Raw genomic sequence first — 14,802 nt, forward strand, 5'->3', positions numbered from 1 at the left:
AGGAGGGGCGACGAATGTTTGGGCACTGTCACCGTAATACCGCGCGCTAGTGATCCTAGGCCGCCCTTACAAATGTTATGGTACCGCTCAGCTGAGTGTTACCATTTTTCCTTGCAACCCAAGAGAGAATTCGGCAGAATTCGTTCATTTAGGGCAGGCAAGCTTATCTAAAGAACTTTTTATGCTCCAGAGGAGCGGATCATGGCCTTGTTGCCATTGGAAGTTTTGAACACGGCGCGTCGCGCAGTTCCTGTCGTTGATTTCGCCCTTGGAGCCGCTGGCATCGCAGCGGCAGGGGCAATCGTTGTCGGTTTTCTGGGGTATAGCCGCGCAACGTTCGTGATCTTCGGCGGCATGCTAATTGCCATGTTGCTACTCATCGTTTGCGCACGGTTATTGTCTGCTCGAAGTGCGCCGATTTTAGCGGCGGGCATAGCAATGGTTTGGGCTGTCGCCCTGTTCTTCATCACCTTTCTCGTTTTCACTGCGACCGCGGTCGCAATGAAATGGCCGAATGTCTGGGCGTCACTGCTTCTCGGAGATCCTCCGATCCAAGCAGCGACTTTGTCGGTTTGCGCCCTCGCAGGTGAGAAGGCCGTTGGCTCGTGTGGTAGCTCGTCTGGACGATATGTAGTCACCAACATCAGATTTGATGATAGCGATCATGGCTTGGTGGTTCGCAACGCACCGAATCTCAACGGGATCCCTGTTGGTCTCATTCCTCCCAATGGCACCGAGATTACAGTTGGTGAGTGCAGTGGAGAATGGTGCCCTGTCGAATGCAAGAACACGAGAGGATGGTCTCGCGCCAGGTATTTGACTTCGCGTTCTGCTGCTCTCTTCTCAGTAGCGAAGAGCAATTCGAGCGAACCTCAGGAGGTAATTGTACGAAACGGTCCGGACCAATTTTGTCCATCTATCGGTTCAATTCCTGTCCAAGGACGGGATATCATCGTTCACACATGCGAGCCTGGTCCCACCGATAAGCTAAACTGGTGTCGCGTGACTTACTCTGGGATGTCGGGATTTGCGTTGGCGACAAGGCTTGCCTCGCAGAATTGACGCGATCGAGCGGTGCGTGGCCTAGACAAGCAAAGCGATATCCCGAACTTCAAAGCTTCAGCATTCCTGGATTTCGCTCCACTCATCCAGGCCAGCGCTAGCAAGGAGAGTTGATGAGCAACGGGATCAGCAAGTCGGAGCGTGGCGGCAACTCAGCCTATTTGCAAATGGGCGCTTGGTACGATCAAAAGACCGGGCACATACACCTGACCATCCCAGGCACCGGATGGTTTCACACCACGGTTACGGACGATCCAAAGAGTGTGCGGGGCAATCCAAACCTCTACGCTAAACTGGCGCGCGCGCTTAAGGAAGCCGGCGTCCCGGGACCTGACTTCAACGCATCCGAGGCCTCTGACTAGCTGGCAGCTTCGGGGGAGTTAGCTCCATCCGGAGCAATCATGGAGGGTTAGGTCGCCGCATTGCCAACTCGTCTCCTCCGTTGTGCTGAACTTGTCCTACCGGAGCTAACCGCACACTATGCGTTCAGACCTTAGCCTCTATGCCGGTTACAATCTTTTCAATTACAGCTTTTACTTCGTCGACGTCCTGACGGGTTATCGTCCAAGGTGTACGCGGAATGCCAGGCTGAAGATCGCCCTCATGAACGATCTTGTTCCGCCGATTAACGACCTGTGTGAGCTCGCCCTTCAGTGCTGACGCTTGGACTTTCACTATTGCTGGGGCGGCGGCGCCGTGATGCCGGACAATTTCATTCCACAACTCGATCGGTGACACCATCCTGATCCCATCTGCAATATCATCTGGAAATTGATAAGTCGCCCTCGCTAGTCTTGTTCTTATCTCAAGATCGAACGCCGTATCGCTAGCGTGCCCCGGGCCGCTCGCATGGATTCTCATGAGCGTATCGCTGGAGATTTGAAGCTTTGAGTATCCTGGGCAGACAGGGCGTGCACCCTGAAATATTTTCAACAAATTTTGCGCAACGACTTCGTGAACATAAAGGTCGAGGGCGCTAACGCGCATCGCCCATTCTGCACGGAGGAGATCGTCCGATTGGACCACTGGAGCGACATTGTTCATGAAATACGCGTGCAAAGTCACGAACAGGTCGGCTCGATTCCAAACGTCATCGAAGTAGGCTTTGGGCGTCATCGATGTATTAAGTTGTCAATGCAATGACCTTCTTCGCGCAGTCCTCAAATCCCGCGTAGAAAACGTCCATGCTTTCCTTTGCTTGATCCCAGATAGCGCCACGGCCGACAATCGCTGGCGTCAATGCGTAAACTGGCATCTGGTGTTCTTGAGAAAGAGCAATGAGGGAATTGAAGTCGGCAACTTCCATGATGGGATGCCATGGAGCGTCTCCGACCCTTGCCGTGTAGTCAGCAATGTCGAGCAGCTTTGCCTTTGCAAGTTCGGGGACCAGTTGGTCCTTGAGGCCGGCCACGAGCTGGTCAATCCAGTGCTGGAATGCACTGCTTGCTGCTCCTTTTCGGGGACGGTATTTTTGAATGACCGCGCCAATGAAGGTGGCTTGAGGATCGGGAAACGGATAGTCCGCTGTCTTGAGAACTTCGATGCCTCTTGCAGTTTCTGCCCAAGCCTTCCACCGAGGAAGAACTCTAGTGAGAGATGACAGTGCCATTGCTGAAAAGTAGTCGGGGTGGAGCGGGACGATAAAGTGGTCGCTGGTCATCAGTAGGTTTTGATTAACCGGTCCTAAGCTGGGGCTCATATCTACGAAAACATAGTCTGCCTCATATTTTTCAGCGGTTGCAGACAGCATGAACCTAATTGACCCAGGCAAATTGCGGAGAGCCAACAGGGAGCCGCTTAGTTCCTGTGCTATTCCCAACGTAGTTTCGTACTCCGCAAGGCCGATATGCCCGGGAAGTAAGAGCAGATTGTCATTGCCTTCAACAGCAATGCACTCCGCACCAACGATTTGACGGGGCTTCGATTCAAAGGCTGGCGACAAGGCATCTTTAACGTTGTTTGCGGGGTTTTCTTTGTAGGTTGCTTCAAGGTCTTCGACACCTTTGAAGCCAAGGACCATGCCTGTCAGATTGCACTGCGGGTCGAAGTCGACCACGATGACTTTCTTGCCCATTGTGCCAAGCATCCAAGCAAGATTGAACACGGTCGTAGTCTTCGATACGCCGCCCTTGTGATTGAAGAAATTGACAATCTTACCCATAGCGGCAGGCTCCGCATTCCATTGATGAGAAATGTTGCACGTGTCTGAAATGGAGGTCAATCGGACGTTGGATTGAGATCGGTCTTGTAGCGTTGGGTCCTTCGTGCAGCAAATTGTGGTTGTTAGGAAGAGCAAACGGCGGCCGTGGGCCGCCGTTTGTACGTCAGTGCTGACTCAATACTGACAGATGTTAAGAACACCCCGTCGTACTTCCGCAAGTATCGCACTTCATGCAGGTGCCATTCCGCACCAGCGTGAAGTTGCCGCACTCGCTGCACATCTCGCCCTCGTAGCCCTTGGCCTTGGCTTCCGCGCGGCGCTCGGCCTTGCTGGGGGCGGCGACCGTTGCGGCGCTGCCGGCCTTGCTCCACTGAAGCTGCTCCAGCTTCTCCGTGGGGGAGAGGTCGTGCTGGACTTCCTGCTTCAGCGCGACCGCGCCTTCCATGACGTCGCCGACCCGGGCGCTCGTGCCGTGGGAGGCGAGAGCGGTGACCTTGCTGCCGCCGGATGGCGCGCTGTCGTTGCCTTGCGCGACCGCAGCCGAGCCGCTGCGCATCACGAACAGGTTGTCGGTGCGGGAGCGGGTGAGGCCGCGCGAGACCAGCCTGGTCGCCTGGTGGTTCGGCTCCTCCGGCTCCTTGCCTTCCTCGACGCCCTTGCCGAGCGCGTCGAAATTCGACTCGGTCGGGTCGACATGGGCGAGATCGAAGCGCGACATGTAGCTCACCGCGAGCTCGCGGAAGACGTAGTCGAGGATCGAGGTCGCGTACTTGATGCTGTCGTTGCCCTGCACGGGGCCCGCCGGCTCGAAGCGGGTGAAGGTGAAGGCGTCGACATATTCCTCGAGCGGCACTCCGTATTGCAGGCCGAGCGACACCGCGATGGCGAAGTTGTTGATGAAGGAGCGGAGCGCCGCGCCTTCCTTGTGCATGTCGATGAAGATCTCGCCGAGACGGCCGTCATCATATTCGCCGGTGCGCAAGTAAACCTTGTGGCCGCCGACGACCGCCTTCTGGGTGTAGCCCTTGCGGCGATCCGGCATCTTCTCGCGCTCGCGCATCACGATGATGCGCTCGACCAGCTTCTCGACGATCTTCTCCGAGACCTGGGCGGCACGTGCCGCCATCGGCTTCTCGTAGAGGCTCTCGACCGCATCGTCCTCGTCCTCGTCGTCGCTGATGAGCTGCGAGTTGAGCGGCTGGGAGAGCTTGGAGCCGTCGCGATAGAGCGCGTTGGCCTTCAGCGCGAGCTTCCACGACAGCATGTAGGCCGACTTGCAGTCCTCCACCGTGGCGTCGTTCGGCATGTTGATGGTCTTGGAGATCGCGCCCGAGATGAAGGGCTGGGCCGCGGCCATCATGCGGATGTGGCTCTCGACCGACAGATAGCGTTTTCCAATTTTGCCGCAGGGGTTGGCGCAGTCGAACACGGGGTAATGTTCCGCCTTCAAATGCGGCGCCCCTTCAACGGTCATTGCGCCGCAGATGTGAACGTTGGCCGCCTCGATCTCGCGCTTGGTGAAGCCGACGGCCTGGAGCAGGTCGAAGCCGGGGGCTGCGATCGCCTCGGCGCCGATGCCGAGCTGGTCGCGGATGAAGTCCTCGCCAAAGGTCCACTTGTTGAAGGCGAACTTGATGTCGAAGGCGGTCGGCAGGGCCTTCTCGACCTTGGCGATGGCTTCATCGGTGAAGCCCTTGGCCTTCAGCGTCGAGGCGTTGATGCCGGGCGCGTTCGACAGCGAGCCGTGGCCGACGGCGTAGGCCTCGATCTCGGCGATATCAGCTTCGCGATAGCCGAGCGCACGCAGCGCGGCCGGCACGGCGCGGTTGATGATCTTGAAGTAGCCGCCGCCGGCGAGCTTCTTGAACTTCACCAGCGCGAAGTCGGGCTCGATGCCGGTGGTGTCGCAATCCATGACCAGGCCGATCGTGCCGGTCGGCGCGATCACCGTGGTCTGGGCGTTGCGATAGCCGTGCTGCTCGCCGAGCTCGAGCGCGGCATCCCAGGCGGCCTGCGCGTGGGTGACGAGGTCGGTCTGCGGGCAGGAGACCAGGTCCATCGGCACCGGGTTGACGGACAGCGCCTCGTAGCCGTTGGACTGGCCGTGGGCGGCGCGGCGGTGGTTGCGGATCACGCGCAGCATGTGCGCGGCGTTCTTCTTGTAGCCGGGGAAGGTGCCGAGCTCGGAAGCCATCTCCGCCGAGGTCTTGTAGGTGATGCCGGTCATGATCGCAGTCAGCGCGCCGGCGATGGCACGGCCTTCCTTGCTGTCATAGGGCAGGCCCATGGTCATCAGCAGGCCGCCGATGTTGGCGTAGCCGAGACCGAGCGTGCGGAACTCGTAGGAGAGCTCGGCGATCGCCTTCGACGGGAACTGCGCCATCATCACGGAGATTTCGAGCACGATGGTCCAGAGCCGGCAGAGATGCTCGTAGCTATCGACGTCGAAGTGCTTGGTCTCGGTGTTGTAGAACGTCAGCAGGTTGGCGGAGGCGAGGTTGCACGCCGTGTCGTCCAGGAACATGTATTCCGAGCACGGATTGGACGCGCGGATGTCGCCGGACGCCTTGCAGGTGTGCCAGTCGTTCATGGTGGTGTTGAAGTGCAGGCCCGGGTCGGCCGACGCCCAGGCGGCGTAGCCGATCTTCTCCCAGAGGTCGCGCGCCTTCAGCGTCTTCGTCACCTTCTTGGAGGTGCGGGCGTTCAGATTCCAGTCGCCATCCGTCTCCACGGCGCGCAGGAAGTCGTCCCGGAGCGAGACCGAGTTGTTGGAGTTCTGGCCGGAGACCGTGAGATAGGCTTCGCTGTCCCAGTCGGTGTCGTAGGTGTCGAACTGGATGTCCTTGTAGCCCTGCTTGGCGAACTGGATGACGCGCTTGATGTAATTGTCGGGCACGAGGCTGCGGCGCGCGAGCTTGATCTCGCGGCGGAGCGCCGGGTTCTTCTCGGGGTCGAAGCAATCGTCGCCCGAGCCTTCGCAGTTCACGCAGGCCTTGAGGACGGCCTTGAGGTGCTTCTGGTTGATCTTGGATCCCGTGACGAGGGCGGCAACCTTCTGCTCCTCCTTCACCTTCCAGTCGATATAGGTCTCGATGTCGGGGTGATCGACGTCGACCACGACCATCTTGGCGGCGCGGCGCGTGGTGCCGCCCGACTTGATCGCGCCCGCGGCGCGGTCGCCGATCTTGAGGAAGCTCATCAGGCCGGACGAGCGGCCGCCGCCCGACAGCTTCTCGCCTTCGCCGCGCAGGCGCGAGAAGTTGGAGCCGGTGCCGGAGCCATATTTGAACAGGCGGGCTTCGCGGACCCAGAGGTCCATGATGCCGCCTTCGTTGACGAGGTCGTCACCGACGCCCTGGATGAAGCAGGCGTGCGGCTGCGGATGCTCGTAGGCCGACTTGGACTTGGTCAGCTTGCCGGTGAAGGGGTCGACGTAATAGTGGCCCTGGCCGGGGCCGTCGATGCCATAGGCCCAGTGCAGGCCGGTGTTGAACCATTGCGGCGAGTTCGGCGCGACCATCTGCATGGCGAGCATGTAGCGGAGCTCGTCGTAGAAGGCCTGGGCGTCCTCGTCGGTGGAGAAGTACTTGCCCTTCCAGCCCCAATAGGTCCAGCAGCCGGCGAGGCGGTCGAACACCTGCTTCGACGAGAGCTCGCTGACATAGCGCTCCTTCTCGGGCAGCTGGCTAAGGGCCTCGGTGTCGGGCACGGAGCGCCACAGGAAGGAGGGGACGGACTCTTCCTCGACCTTCTTCAGGCGCGCGGCGACGCCGGCCTTGCGGAAATACTTCTGGGCGAGCACGTCGGAGGCGACCTGCGACCATGCGGTCGGGACCTCGACGCCGTCCATTTTAAACACGACCGAGCCGTCGGGATTGCGAATCTCCGACGTGGTCAGGCGGAATTCGATTCCCGCGTAAGGTGACTGTCCCGAAGTGGTGTGGCGCCGCTCAATCCGCATCGTCTTGCCCCGTCCTAAGTTTGACCGGTCCCGCCTCCGTTCAGGCGTGCCGGGTCGACATTTCGTTTCGCGGCGCCCCCTTGGCCATTGGCCGGAGAGCTCCGCAGTTCAGCCGGTGGACCCGGCCCTGTTTTTCCCGGCGCGATGGCGCGATGCGTGCATCGATCCATCCCGCCGGCACATCCACGCCCATCCGCCCCCAAGGGGATGTGCGCGACATGCGTTCAACGCCCCACTGTCACAACGTCTATCGATGCCATCCGAGCCTGTTGCCGGCCCGTTCTGGCGCCCGAAGAGTCCGCCTTTCGCGGGCAGACAAGCCGTCATCCGCTGCCTTTGGCTGGCTTGGCGGAGTGCAGTTTTGCGAGACCCTTTGGGGGAGTGCCGGCGGGACGCAAACTCACTCGCGCCGAACGGACCGAAAGCTAGGACTCTCCGTTGCGCCCGTCAAGAACTAGTGCGGGTTCCTGAATCAAATACTAAATATGGTGGATTGTGGGGGATAACAGGGGTCTTCGCCGCGCCTGTTGTGGGGGCAAGTATCAGTGAGTCCTGAAGGATTCCCAACTGAAAAAATTTGCATGCCGTGGTGATGCGGAGCCTTCATCCCGCTGTTCACAGGGCAGGTATATTTTTGAGCAATGGGATTGCGTCAGCAGGACTCACGTAGCCCTACGGAAGGTGAGGGCAGGCATGCCCGCCGAGGTGGTGGTTAAGGGTGCGAATCCGCGCCAAGCTGACCCCAGATTTTGCCGGATACCCCCATGCTTGATTCGACTCGCCGGGATGCGCGACCGCGCATCGCCCCGGCCGGCCTGATGTTCCTCGCGATCACCTCGATCGGCTGGGGTTTTAATTGGCCTGTCACGAAATTCCTGATCTCCGAGCTGCCACCGCTGACCTTGCGCGGGGTGACGGGCGTGCTCGGTGCGATTCTGCTTGCGCTGCTGGCACTGGTTCGCCGGCAGAGCCTGCGCGTGGACGCCGCCACCTGGCCGCGCCTCGTGACCGCCGCAGTGCTCAACGTCACCGGCTGGATGGTGCTGATGGGCCTGGCGCTGCTCTGGCTGCCCGCGAGCGAGGCGGCGCTGATCGCCTATACGATGCCGGTCTGGGCCTCGATCATCGCCTGGCCGGTGCTGGGCGAGCGCCCGACCGTACTGCGCACGCTGGGGCTGGTGATGGCCTTCGTCGGCCTTGCCTCGATCATGGGCGGCAACGGCATTGCCGCCAGCGTGGAGAAGCTGCCGGGCATCATCATGGCGCTGGGCGGGGCGCTCGGCTTTGCCGTCGGCACGGTGTTCTCGAAGAAGTACCCGATCCATCTGCCGCCGATCACGGCCGCGGCCTGGCAGATCGGCATCGGCTGCCTGCCGATCTCGATCATCGGCCTCATGGTCGAGACCACCCATCTGGACAAGGTGACGCCGGTCGGCTGGTGGCTGCTGGTCTATTCGACCGTGGTGCAGTTCTGCATCGCCTATGTCAGCTGGTTCGCAGCGCTCGCCCGCCTGCCGGCATCGGTCGCCGCGATCGGCACCATGGCGGTGCCTGTCATCGGCGTCGTCGCCTCGGCGATCGCGCTGCACGAGCCACTGGGACCGGGCCAGATCGCCGCGCTGGTCTTCACGCTCGCGGCAGTGGTGCTGGCGACGCGCTGAGCGAACTACTCCGCAGGTGCCATCCGCACCTCGCGGCCGCCGGCTTCAACGGCGTGCTTGCCTGCGCTCGCCCAAGTCTTCCAGGCGTGGACGGCGACCCCCAGCGAGCAGATGCCCCAGAACACCGGATATTCGTAGCCGCCCGTGTTCCAGGTCCAGCCGAAGCCCTTCACGACCTGCAGCGAATAGACCGCCACGACCATCAGCGCGACCGAGCCGAGCGCGGCGAAACGCGTGCAGAGGCCGAGCGTCAATGCGATGGCGACCGACAGTTCGGCGGCGGCGGCGATGTAGACCCATGCCTCCGGCGGCGACAGGCCGGCGGCCGCGAAGAACTTCACGATCGGCGGGTTGAGGACGCCGAGGCCTGCGAACTTGCCCGCGACGTGCGGAAGGTAGAAGAGGCCGCACGCGATGCGAACGATGTTCTCCATGCGGGTGAGGTCGAAATTCTCTGTCTTGATCCGGAAGTCGTCTAACGAAATGAACATGGCTGTTCTCCCCTTGCCGAGAACACCCTATGCGCGCGCGTCACGAGGCAGCTTGACGCAACGCAAGCGGGGTGCGCCGTCGCTGCCTAACTTGTCGGCATTGCTCCGTCGCCGCCCAGCGCCTTCCTGATCATCTCGGCGAGCTGGTTTCTCCGATAGGGCTTCGTCAGCAGCAGCACGCCGTCGTCGAGCTTGCCGTGATGGACGATGGCGTTGTCGGTGTAGCCGGAGGTGTAGAGCACTTTCAGGCCCGGCCGGCGCTTGGCCACCTCTTCGGCGAGCTCGCGCCCGCTCATGCCGCCGGGGATGACGACGTCGGTGAACAGCAGGTCGAAGGCCTGGCCGGCCTCGATCAAGTCCAGCGCGGCCTTGCCGTCGGGCGCAGCCACGGTCTTGTAGCCGAGGCTCTGGAGCTGCGCGGTGACGAAGTTGCGCACGAGATTGTCGTCCTCGACCACGAAAATGGTCTCGGCGCCGCCCTCGACCTGCGGCGCGACGACGGCGGCGACCTCCGCGGTGCCTTCGCCCGGGGGCAGATAAAGCTTGATCGTGGTGCCGTGGCCTTGCTCGCTGTAGATCTTGATGTGGCCGCCGGACTGCTTGACGAAGCCGTAGACCATGGAGAGGCCGAGGCCCGACCCCTTGCCGACCTCCTTGGTGGTGAAGAACGGCTCGAATGCCTTGTGCTGGGTCTCCAACGACATACCGGTGCCGGTGTCGCTGACCGCGAGCATGACATAGGGGCCGGCCGCCACGTCCGCATGCGCCTGCGCGTAGGTCTCGTCCAGCACGACGCGGTGGGTCTCCAGCAGCAGCTTGCCGCCGTTCGGCATGGCGTCGCGCGCGTTGATCGCCATGTTGAGCACGGCATTGGTGAGCCGGGACGGATCGATATGCGCGGTGATCGGACCCTGTTCCAGCACGGTCTCGATCTGGATCTGCTCGCCGAGGGTGGGGCGCAAGAGTTTCGCGATGTCAGCGATCGCGGCGTTGAGCTCGATGTTGCGCGGCTGCAGCGGCTGCCTGCGCGCGAAGGCGAGCAGGTGCTGGATCAGCTCGGCACAGCGCTCGGCGGCCTCGTCGATCAGCCGCGCCACCTGCTGAAGCTCGGGCTGCTGCTTCAGGCTCGCCACCAGCGTCTCGGTGTTGCCGGAGATCACGGTCAGCATGTTGTTGAAGTCGTGCGCGACGCCGCCGGTGAGCTTGCCGATCGCGTCCAGCTTCTGCGACTGGTACAGCTGTCGCTCGGTCTCGCGGGACATGGTCGCGTCGTGATAGACCAGGACCGCGCCGGAAATGTCGCCTTGCCCGTCCAGCATCGGCCGGCCGCTGATCATGAGATGGCGCGGAGGATTGCCGCTGTGCGGGCGGACGATCATCTCCATGTCCTCGAACTTCTCGCCGCGCAGCACGCGCGCCGAGGGCAGCTCGTCGGCCTTGAGCGGCGTGACGCCGTCGCCGTGAAACACGTCCGACAGCGCGCGCAGATTGCGCAGGTTCATGCCGACGCGATGCAGCAGCATGCGCTCCGCCGCCGGATTGGACAGCAGCACGTTGCCGTCGGCATCGATCACCAGCACCGCCTCCGCCATGCTGTGAAACGTGCTCTGGAGCACGTTGACCGACAAGCGCAGCTCGTCATGCGCGGTGACCAGATGCTCGGTGCGCTCGGCGACCGCCGCTTCGAGCGCCTGCTTGGCGGCCGTGGTCTCGCTCAGCGTGCTCTGCAGCTGCCCTGTGGCGCGCCGGCTCTCGCGCATCACCAGCGCGACCAGCATCAGGATCAGCACTGCGCCGGCGACGTCGATGCCGAGCAGCACGATGCCGGTACGGCGCGAATCCTGGGACCGCGCGGCGAGCAGGCGCTCCTCCTCCGCGCTCAGACGGTCGAGATTGCCCATCACCGTGTCCATGAGGCCTCGGCCCTCGGCCTTGCCGTTGAGCGCGGCAATGCCCGCCTCGTCGTTCGCGGCACGCAGGCGCATCGCCGTCGCGGCGATCTCGACGCGACGCAGCGCCAGCGGTTCGATGCCCTCCAGCAGCGTGACCTGATCGGGATTGTCGCGCAGGCCGCGCTTGAGTTCGGCGAGGGCCGGCGCGATCTCGGCGTGGACGGCCTCGAACTCGGCGCTGAAGCCCGGGCTGCGGTAGAGCTCAAAGCCGCGCGCGGCGCTCTCGGCGCGGCGCAGCAGCACGCGCAGATCGGAGATCTTCTTCTGCACCTGGACGGTATGGTTGACCCAGGCCGCATCGGACCGCGACTTGACGTCGAGGGCGATCGAGGCTGCGGTGATGATCAGGAGGATGGCAAGTCCAGCACCGAGAATGACGCGCTGCGTTGGAATCAAGGGGCTTCTTTCTTGTCCTTCGGCTGCGCGCTCTCACCCGCGAGGCATTCCCGGATCGTGGTCAGCAGCGTTTCCGGCGTGAACGGCTTGCGCAGGCAGCGCGTTGCGCCGAGCTCGAGCGCCATGCGGAGGAAATCGGGAGAGGGCGAGGCGGATGATGCGAAGGCGTAACCGGACATCGCGATCAGCGGAGTAGCCGGCGCGCGTTCATGGAAGATGCGGATCGACTCGAAGCCGCGCATATGCGGCATGAAGATATCAACCAGCATCACCTCGAAGGTCTGCGCTTCCAGCGCAGCCAGTCCTGTTTCACCACCGTCGGCCAGCGTGACGTCGAAGCCCTGACGTTGGAGGAGGACCTCGATGGTCGCGCCGACCATCGGATCGTCATCAACCACGAGAATACGCGGCATGACACTTCCCAGTAGATCGAAGTCCCCACTGTGATTGGTGATATCCGCGAATCGTGGGTCGGGTCAATTTTGGATTGGATATGGGTAGATATGCACGGTGCGGTGAATACAGGTTCGTTTCTTTCGATTTGTACGGATCATCGCAACCATCGACCCGGGGTCAGCGGCATCCCTGAGATCCTCGAGAGGCGCGAAAAAAGGCGTCGCAACGATGCGACGCCTTCCTTCAAGCGTGTCCGGCGTGCTTACGGGCAGGGATGCCGCTCACCGTCGTAGCCGAGGTAGGTACCCGAGGCCGGGTCGTAGGACCTGTAGCGCTGCGCGCAATAGCCTGCGGCGTCGCCGCCGCCATCGGGGACCACCGCCACTGTCGGCTCATCATAGGAGCTGTCGCCATAATAGTAGGGGTCGTCATAATAGCCGCCGCCACCGTAATAGGCGTAGGAGCCCAGGCCGCCGATCGCCGCGCCGGCCGCAAAGCCCGGCCAGAACCCGCCGCGACGATGGTGGTGATACCCGCCACCGTTCCAGTTGTTTCCGCCGTTCCAATTACCGCTGCGGCCCTGCCAGGTGCCGCCGCTGGCGGCTGCAAAGTTGCGGGCTGCGCCACCGGTGAAGGATGTGCCGCCGCTCGGACGGACCGCCGCGCCGGCCGCGAAATTGCCGCCACCGCCGTGGAAGGCGGCGCCGCCGCCACCAATCCGGGCGCCGCCGAAGCCGCCGCCGCCCATGCGCGCACCGCCACCGCCGCCACCGAAATGCGCGCCGCCGCCGCCGCCGCCACGACCGCCATGGCCCTGTGCGAAGCTCGGCGTTGCCAGCGGGAGAACCAAGGCCGCGACCGCAGCGGCACTCAACAGTTTCAGACTTTTCATGATCAAACTCCTTTTCCCGGAAGCAAACCCTATGAGAGGGCCGGGGTTCCTGGGATCACGCCAGTTTGCGCGTGAACGAGAGCCTCGCTCGCGTCCGCTGTACCCGGCATGAATGGATCGCGTCCGATTTGCGGCAGCGCCTGGACCGGCATCACATCTGCGAAGGGCACCGCTGCCGCCGCCGAACTGGACATTTCGCCGCGCGGATGGCATCAGGGCCGGACGAAGCAGGGCCCTTGCCGCATGAAACAGTTCTTCCTCAAGTTCTTCACCTGGTGGAATGGCCAGACTTTTGGCACCCAACTCTGGACCAAGCGGTACGGGGAGCTGGTCGGCCAGGACGAGCAGGGCAATCTCTACTATCGCACCCGCGGCGGGGTGGTCGATCCGACCCTCGGCTTCGAGCGGCGCTGGGTGGTCTATAATGGCCTCGCCGAAGCGAGCCGGATCCCGCCGTCCTGGCACGGCTGGATTCATCACACCGTGGACGTGCCGCCGACGCAGGACAATTATCAGCCCCGCGAGTGGGAGAAGCCGCACCAGCCGAATCTCACCGGCACGGCCATGGCCTATCGTCCCTCGGGCTCGACGCTCGCCAGCGGCAAGCGGCCCAAGGCGACCGGCGACTACCAGCCCTGGACGCCTGGCTAGACTTTCCAGCCTTCGCCTCTTCATCGTCAAATTGGATGCATGCGCATCCGCCGCGTCTTGCTGTGGACAACGGGAACAGCGGGGACGGTGCCTGCGCGGCCGTTGCGCCGACGCAGGTGATGCGGCTCAATGAACTCATCTTACGGAGATGGGAGACCATCGCGCTCGGTTCGGGCAACAGTTCGCGACTGTCCCGAGATGCAGCGGCCGCCGAGGAAGGACTCGATCGGGAGATAGGCCCCCGGTCTGGAAGCTCCGAAATCGCCCGATGTGAATGTGCAGCCGCCGTGAGACAGGAAAGGCCGCTCGGGAAACCGAGCGGCCTTTTTCTGTTGCGGGCTTATGCGACGTCTCGTGCTCCCGGACGCAGCGCTTCCCACACCGCGGGCCCGGGACGTGACGGCGACCAATGGTCGGCGCTTTCCGCTTCTCAGAGATGAAGATGAAGCGGCGGCGAGTTGCCGAGCGGCATCATCTCATAAGGCGGCTTCCAGCCCGGCAGTTCGGCAACACGCTGGCGCCACGCATCGATGGCAGGGAAAGCGGTTGCAAGGTCGAAGCCCGTCTCCTCGCGAGGATAATAGAGGTAGCCCAGCAGCGAGAAATCCACGATCGTCGGCCGGTCGCCCAGCATGAAGCGGCGGTCGGCGAGATGTTTGTCGACGATCGCAAAGGCGCTTTCGGTGCGGCCGCGCAAGTAGGCAAGCACGGCCGGATGGACGGGCTCCGGCATGAAGCAGCGCTGAAACCGGTGCTGCGCAAAGCTTGACGTGAATTTGTGATTGTCGAACAGCAGCCAGCGCATCGTCTCGAACGTCTCCTTGCCGGTCGGAGCAAACACGCCGTGAGTCTCGGCGAGCCACATCAGGATCGCACCTGACTGGCTCATATGCCGGCCATCGACTTCGAGGACGGGAATTTCGCCCATGACGTTGGCTGCGGCCCGCCAGTCAGAAGCGCGGGTCTCACCGCCGGCGAAATCGACGCCGACCGGCTCCCAGTCGAGCCCGGCGCAGTTGAGGAAGAGGGCAACCTTGAACGAATTGCCCGAGGCGCCGACACAATGCAGCCGGTACCGCGCCATGGTCAGATCCTCCCTTGCGCGCGCGGCCGGGACGCCGGCGTGACGCGCAATGCGGATTGTCGCGGCAGGCTCCTGACAACGTCATGTCAGCAGTG

The 14,802-nt window shown here is 62.6% G+C and carries 12 protein-coding genes; 4 read left to right on the top strand and 8 right to left on the bottom strand.

The window, feature by feature from the left end:
• Nucleotides 1-201: 201 nt before the first annotated feature.
• Entirely contained in the window at nucleotides 202-1,062 is an 861-nt protein-coding gene (locus CO669_RS35045) for an SH3 domain-containing protein (protein WP_143278680.1), read from the top strand.
• Nucleotides 1,063-1,175: 113 nt separating this feature from the next.
• On the top strand, nucleotides 1,176-1,424 hold the full coding sequence (locus CO669_RS35050; RefSeq protein WP_143278681.1) for a hypothetical protein: 249 nt from the start codon (nucleotides 1,176-1,178) through the stop codon (nucleotides 1,422-1,424).
• A gap of 124 nt (nucleotides 1,425-1,548) precedes the next feature.
• On the opposite strand, the gene CO669_RS16575 is transcribed toward CO669_RS35050, so the two are convergent.
• The 3 genes from CO669_RS16575 to CO669_RS16585 all read right to left on the bottom strand — a co-directional run bounded on the left by CO669_RS16575 (nucleotide 1,549) and on the right by CO669_RS16585 (nucleotide 7,184).
• A complete protein-coding gene (locus CO669_RS16575; protein WP_097660864.1) occupies nucleotides 1,549-2,178 on the bottom strand; it encodes a hypothetical protein in 630 nt (209 codons plus the stop codon).
• Between the two features lie 7 nt (nucleotides 2,179-2,185).
• Nucleotides 2,186-3,223 (bottom strand): ParA family protein, encoded by a 1,038-nt coding sequence (locus CO669_RS16580; protein ID WP_097660865.1) that lies wholly within the window; start codon nucleotides 3,221-3,223, stop codon nucleotides 2,186-2,188.
• Nucleotides 3,224-3,413: 190 nt separating this feature from the next.
• Nucleotides 3,414-7,184 carry a vitamin B12-dependent ribonucleotide reductase gene (locus CO669_RS16585; RefSeq protein WP_097660866.1) on the bottom strand — a complete coding sequence of 1,257 codons (3,771 nt, stop codon included), beginning with the start codon at nucleotides 7,182-7,184 and terminating at the stop codon, nucleotides 3,414-3,416.
• Nucleotides 7,185-7,948: 764 nt separating this feature from the next.
• Here CO669_RS16585 and CO669_RS16590 point away from each other — a divergent pair.
• Nucleotides 7,949-8,845, top strand: a complete 897-nt coding sequence (locus CO669_RS16590; protein WP_097660867.1) for a DMT family transporter — start codon at nucleotides 7,949-7,951, stop codon at nucleotides 8,843-8,845.
• Nucleotides 8,846-8,850: 5 nt separating this feature from the next.
• On the opposite strand, the gene CO669_RS16595 is transcribed toward CO669_RS16590, so the two are convergent.
• The 4 genes from CO669_RS16595 to CO669_RS16610 form a co-directional block, all read right to left on the bottom strand.
• Nucleotides 8,851-9,336, bottom strand: a complete 486-nt coding sequence (locus CO669_RS16595) for a DoxX family protein (RefSeq protein ID WP_097660868.1) — start codon at nucleotides 9,334-9,336, stop codon at nucleotides 8,851-8,853.
• Nucleotides 9,337-9,422: 86 nt separating this feature from the next.
• Nucleotides 9,423-11,684: a CHASE3 domain-containing protein gene (locus tag CO669_RS16600; RefSeq protein ID WP_097660869.1), complete on the bottom strand. Its 2,262-nt coding sequence runs from the start codon at nucleotides 11,682-11,684 to the stop codon at nucleotides 9,423-9,425.
• The gene (locus CO669_RS16605; RefSeq protein WP_097660870.1) at nucleotides 11,681-12,097 is read right to left on the bottom strand and encodes a response regulator; all 417 of its coding nucleotides are present in this window, start codon (nucleotides 12,095-12,097) and stop codon (nucleotides 11,681-11,683) included. The genes CO669_RS16600 and CO669_RS16605 overlap by 4 nt, the downstream gene beginning before the upstream one ends.
• Before the next feature lie 245 nt (nucleotides 12,098-12,342).
• Nucleotides 12,343-12,972, bottom strand: coding sequence for a BA14K family protein (locus CO669_RS16610; RefSeq protein WP_097660975.1), 630 nt, complete (start codon nucleotides 12,970-12,972; stop codon nucleotides 12,343-12,345).
• A 243-nt stretch (nucleotides 12,973-13,215) separates the two neighbouring features.
• Between CO669_RS16610 and CO669_RS16615 the strand changes: the two genes are divergently transcribed.
• Entirely contained in the window at nucleotides 13,216-13,623 is a 408-nt protein-coding gene (locus CO669_RS16615; RefSeq protein ID WP_097660974.1) for an NADH:ubiquinone oxidoreductase subunit NDUFA12, read from the top strand.
• Nucleotides 13,624-14,053: 430 nt separating this feature from the next.
• Here the strand turns inward: CO669_RS16615 and CO669_RS16620 are convergent, their stop codons facing one another.
• A complete protein-coding gene (locus tag CO669_RS16620; RefSeq protein ID WP_097660871.1) occupies nucleotides 14,054-14,707 on the bottom strand; it encodes a glutathione S-transferase family protein in 654 nt (217 codons plus the stop codon).
• Between the last annotated feature and the right edge of the window lie 95 nt (nucleotides 14,708-14,802).

The sequence above is a fragment of the Bradyrhizobium sp. Y36 genome (genome assembly GCF_002531575.1).
Lineage (GTDB): Bacteria > Pseudomonadota > Alphaproteobacteria > Rhizobiales > Xanthobacteraceae > Bradyrhizobium.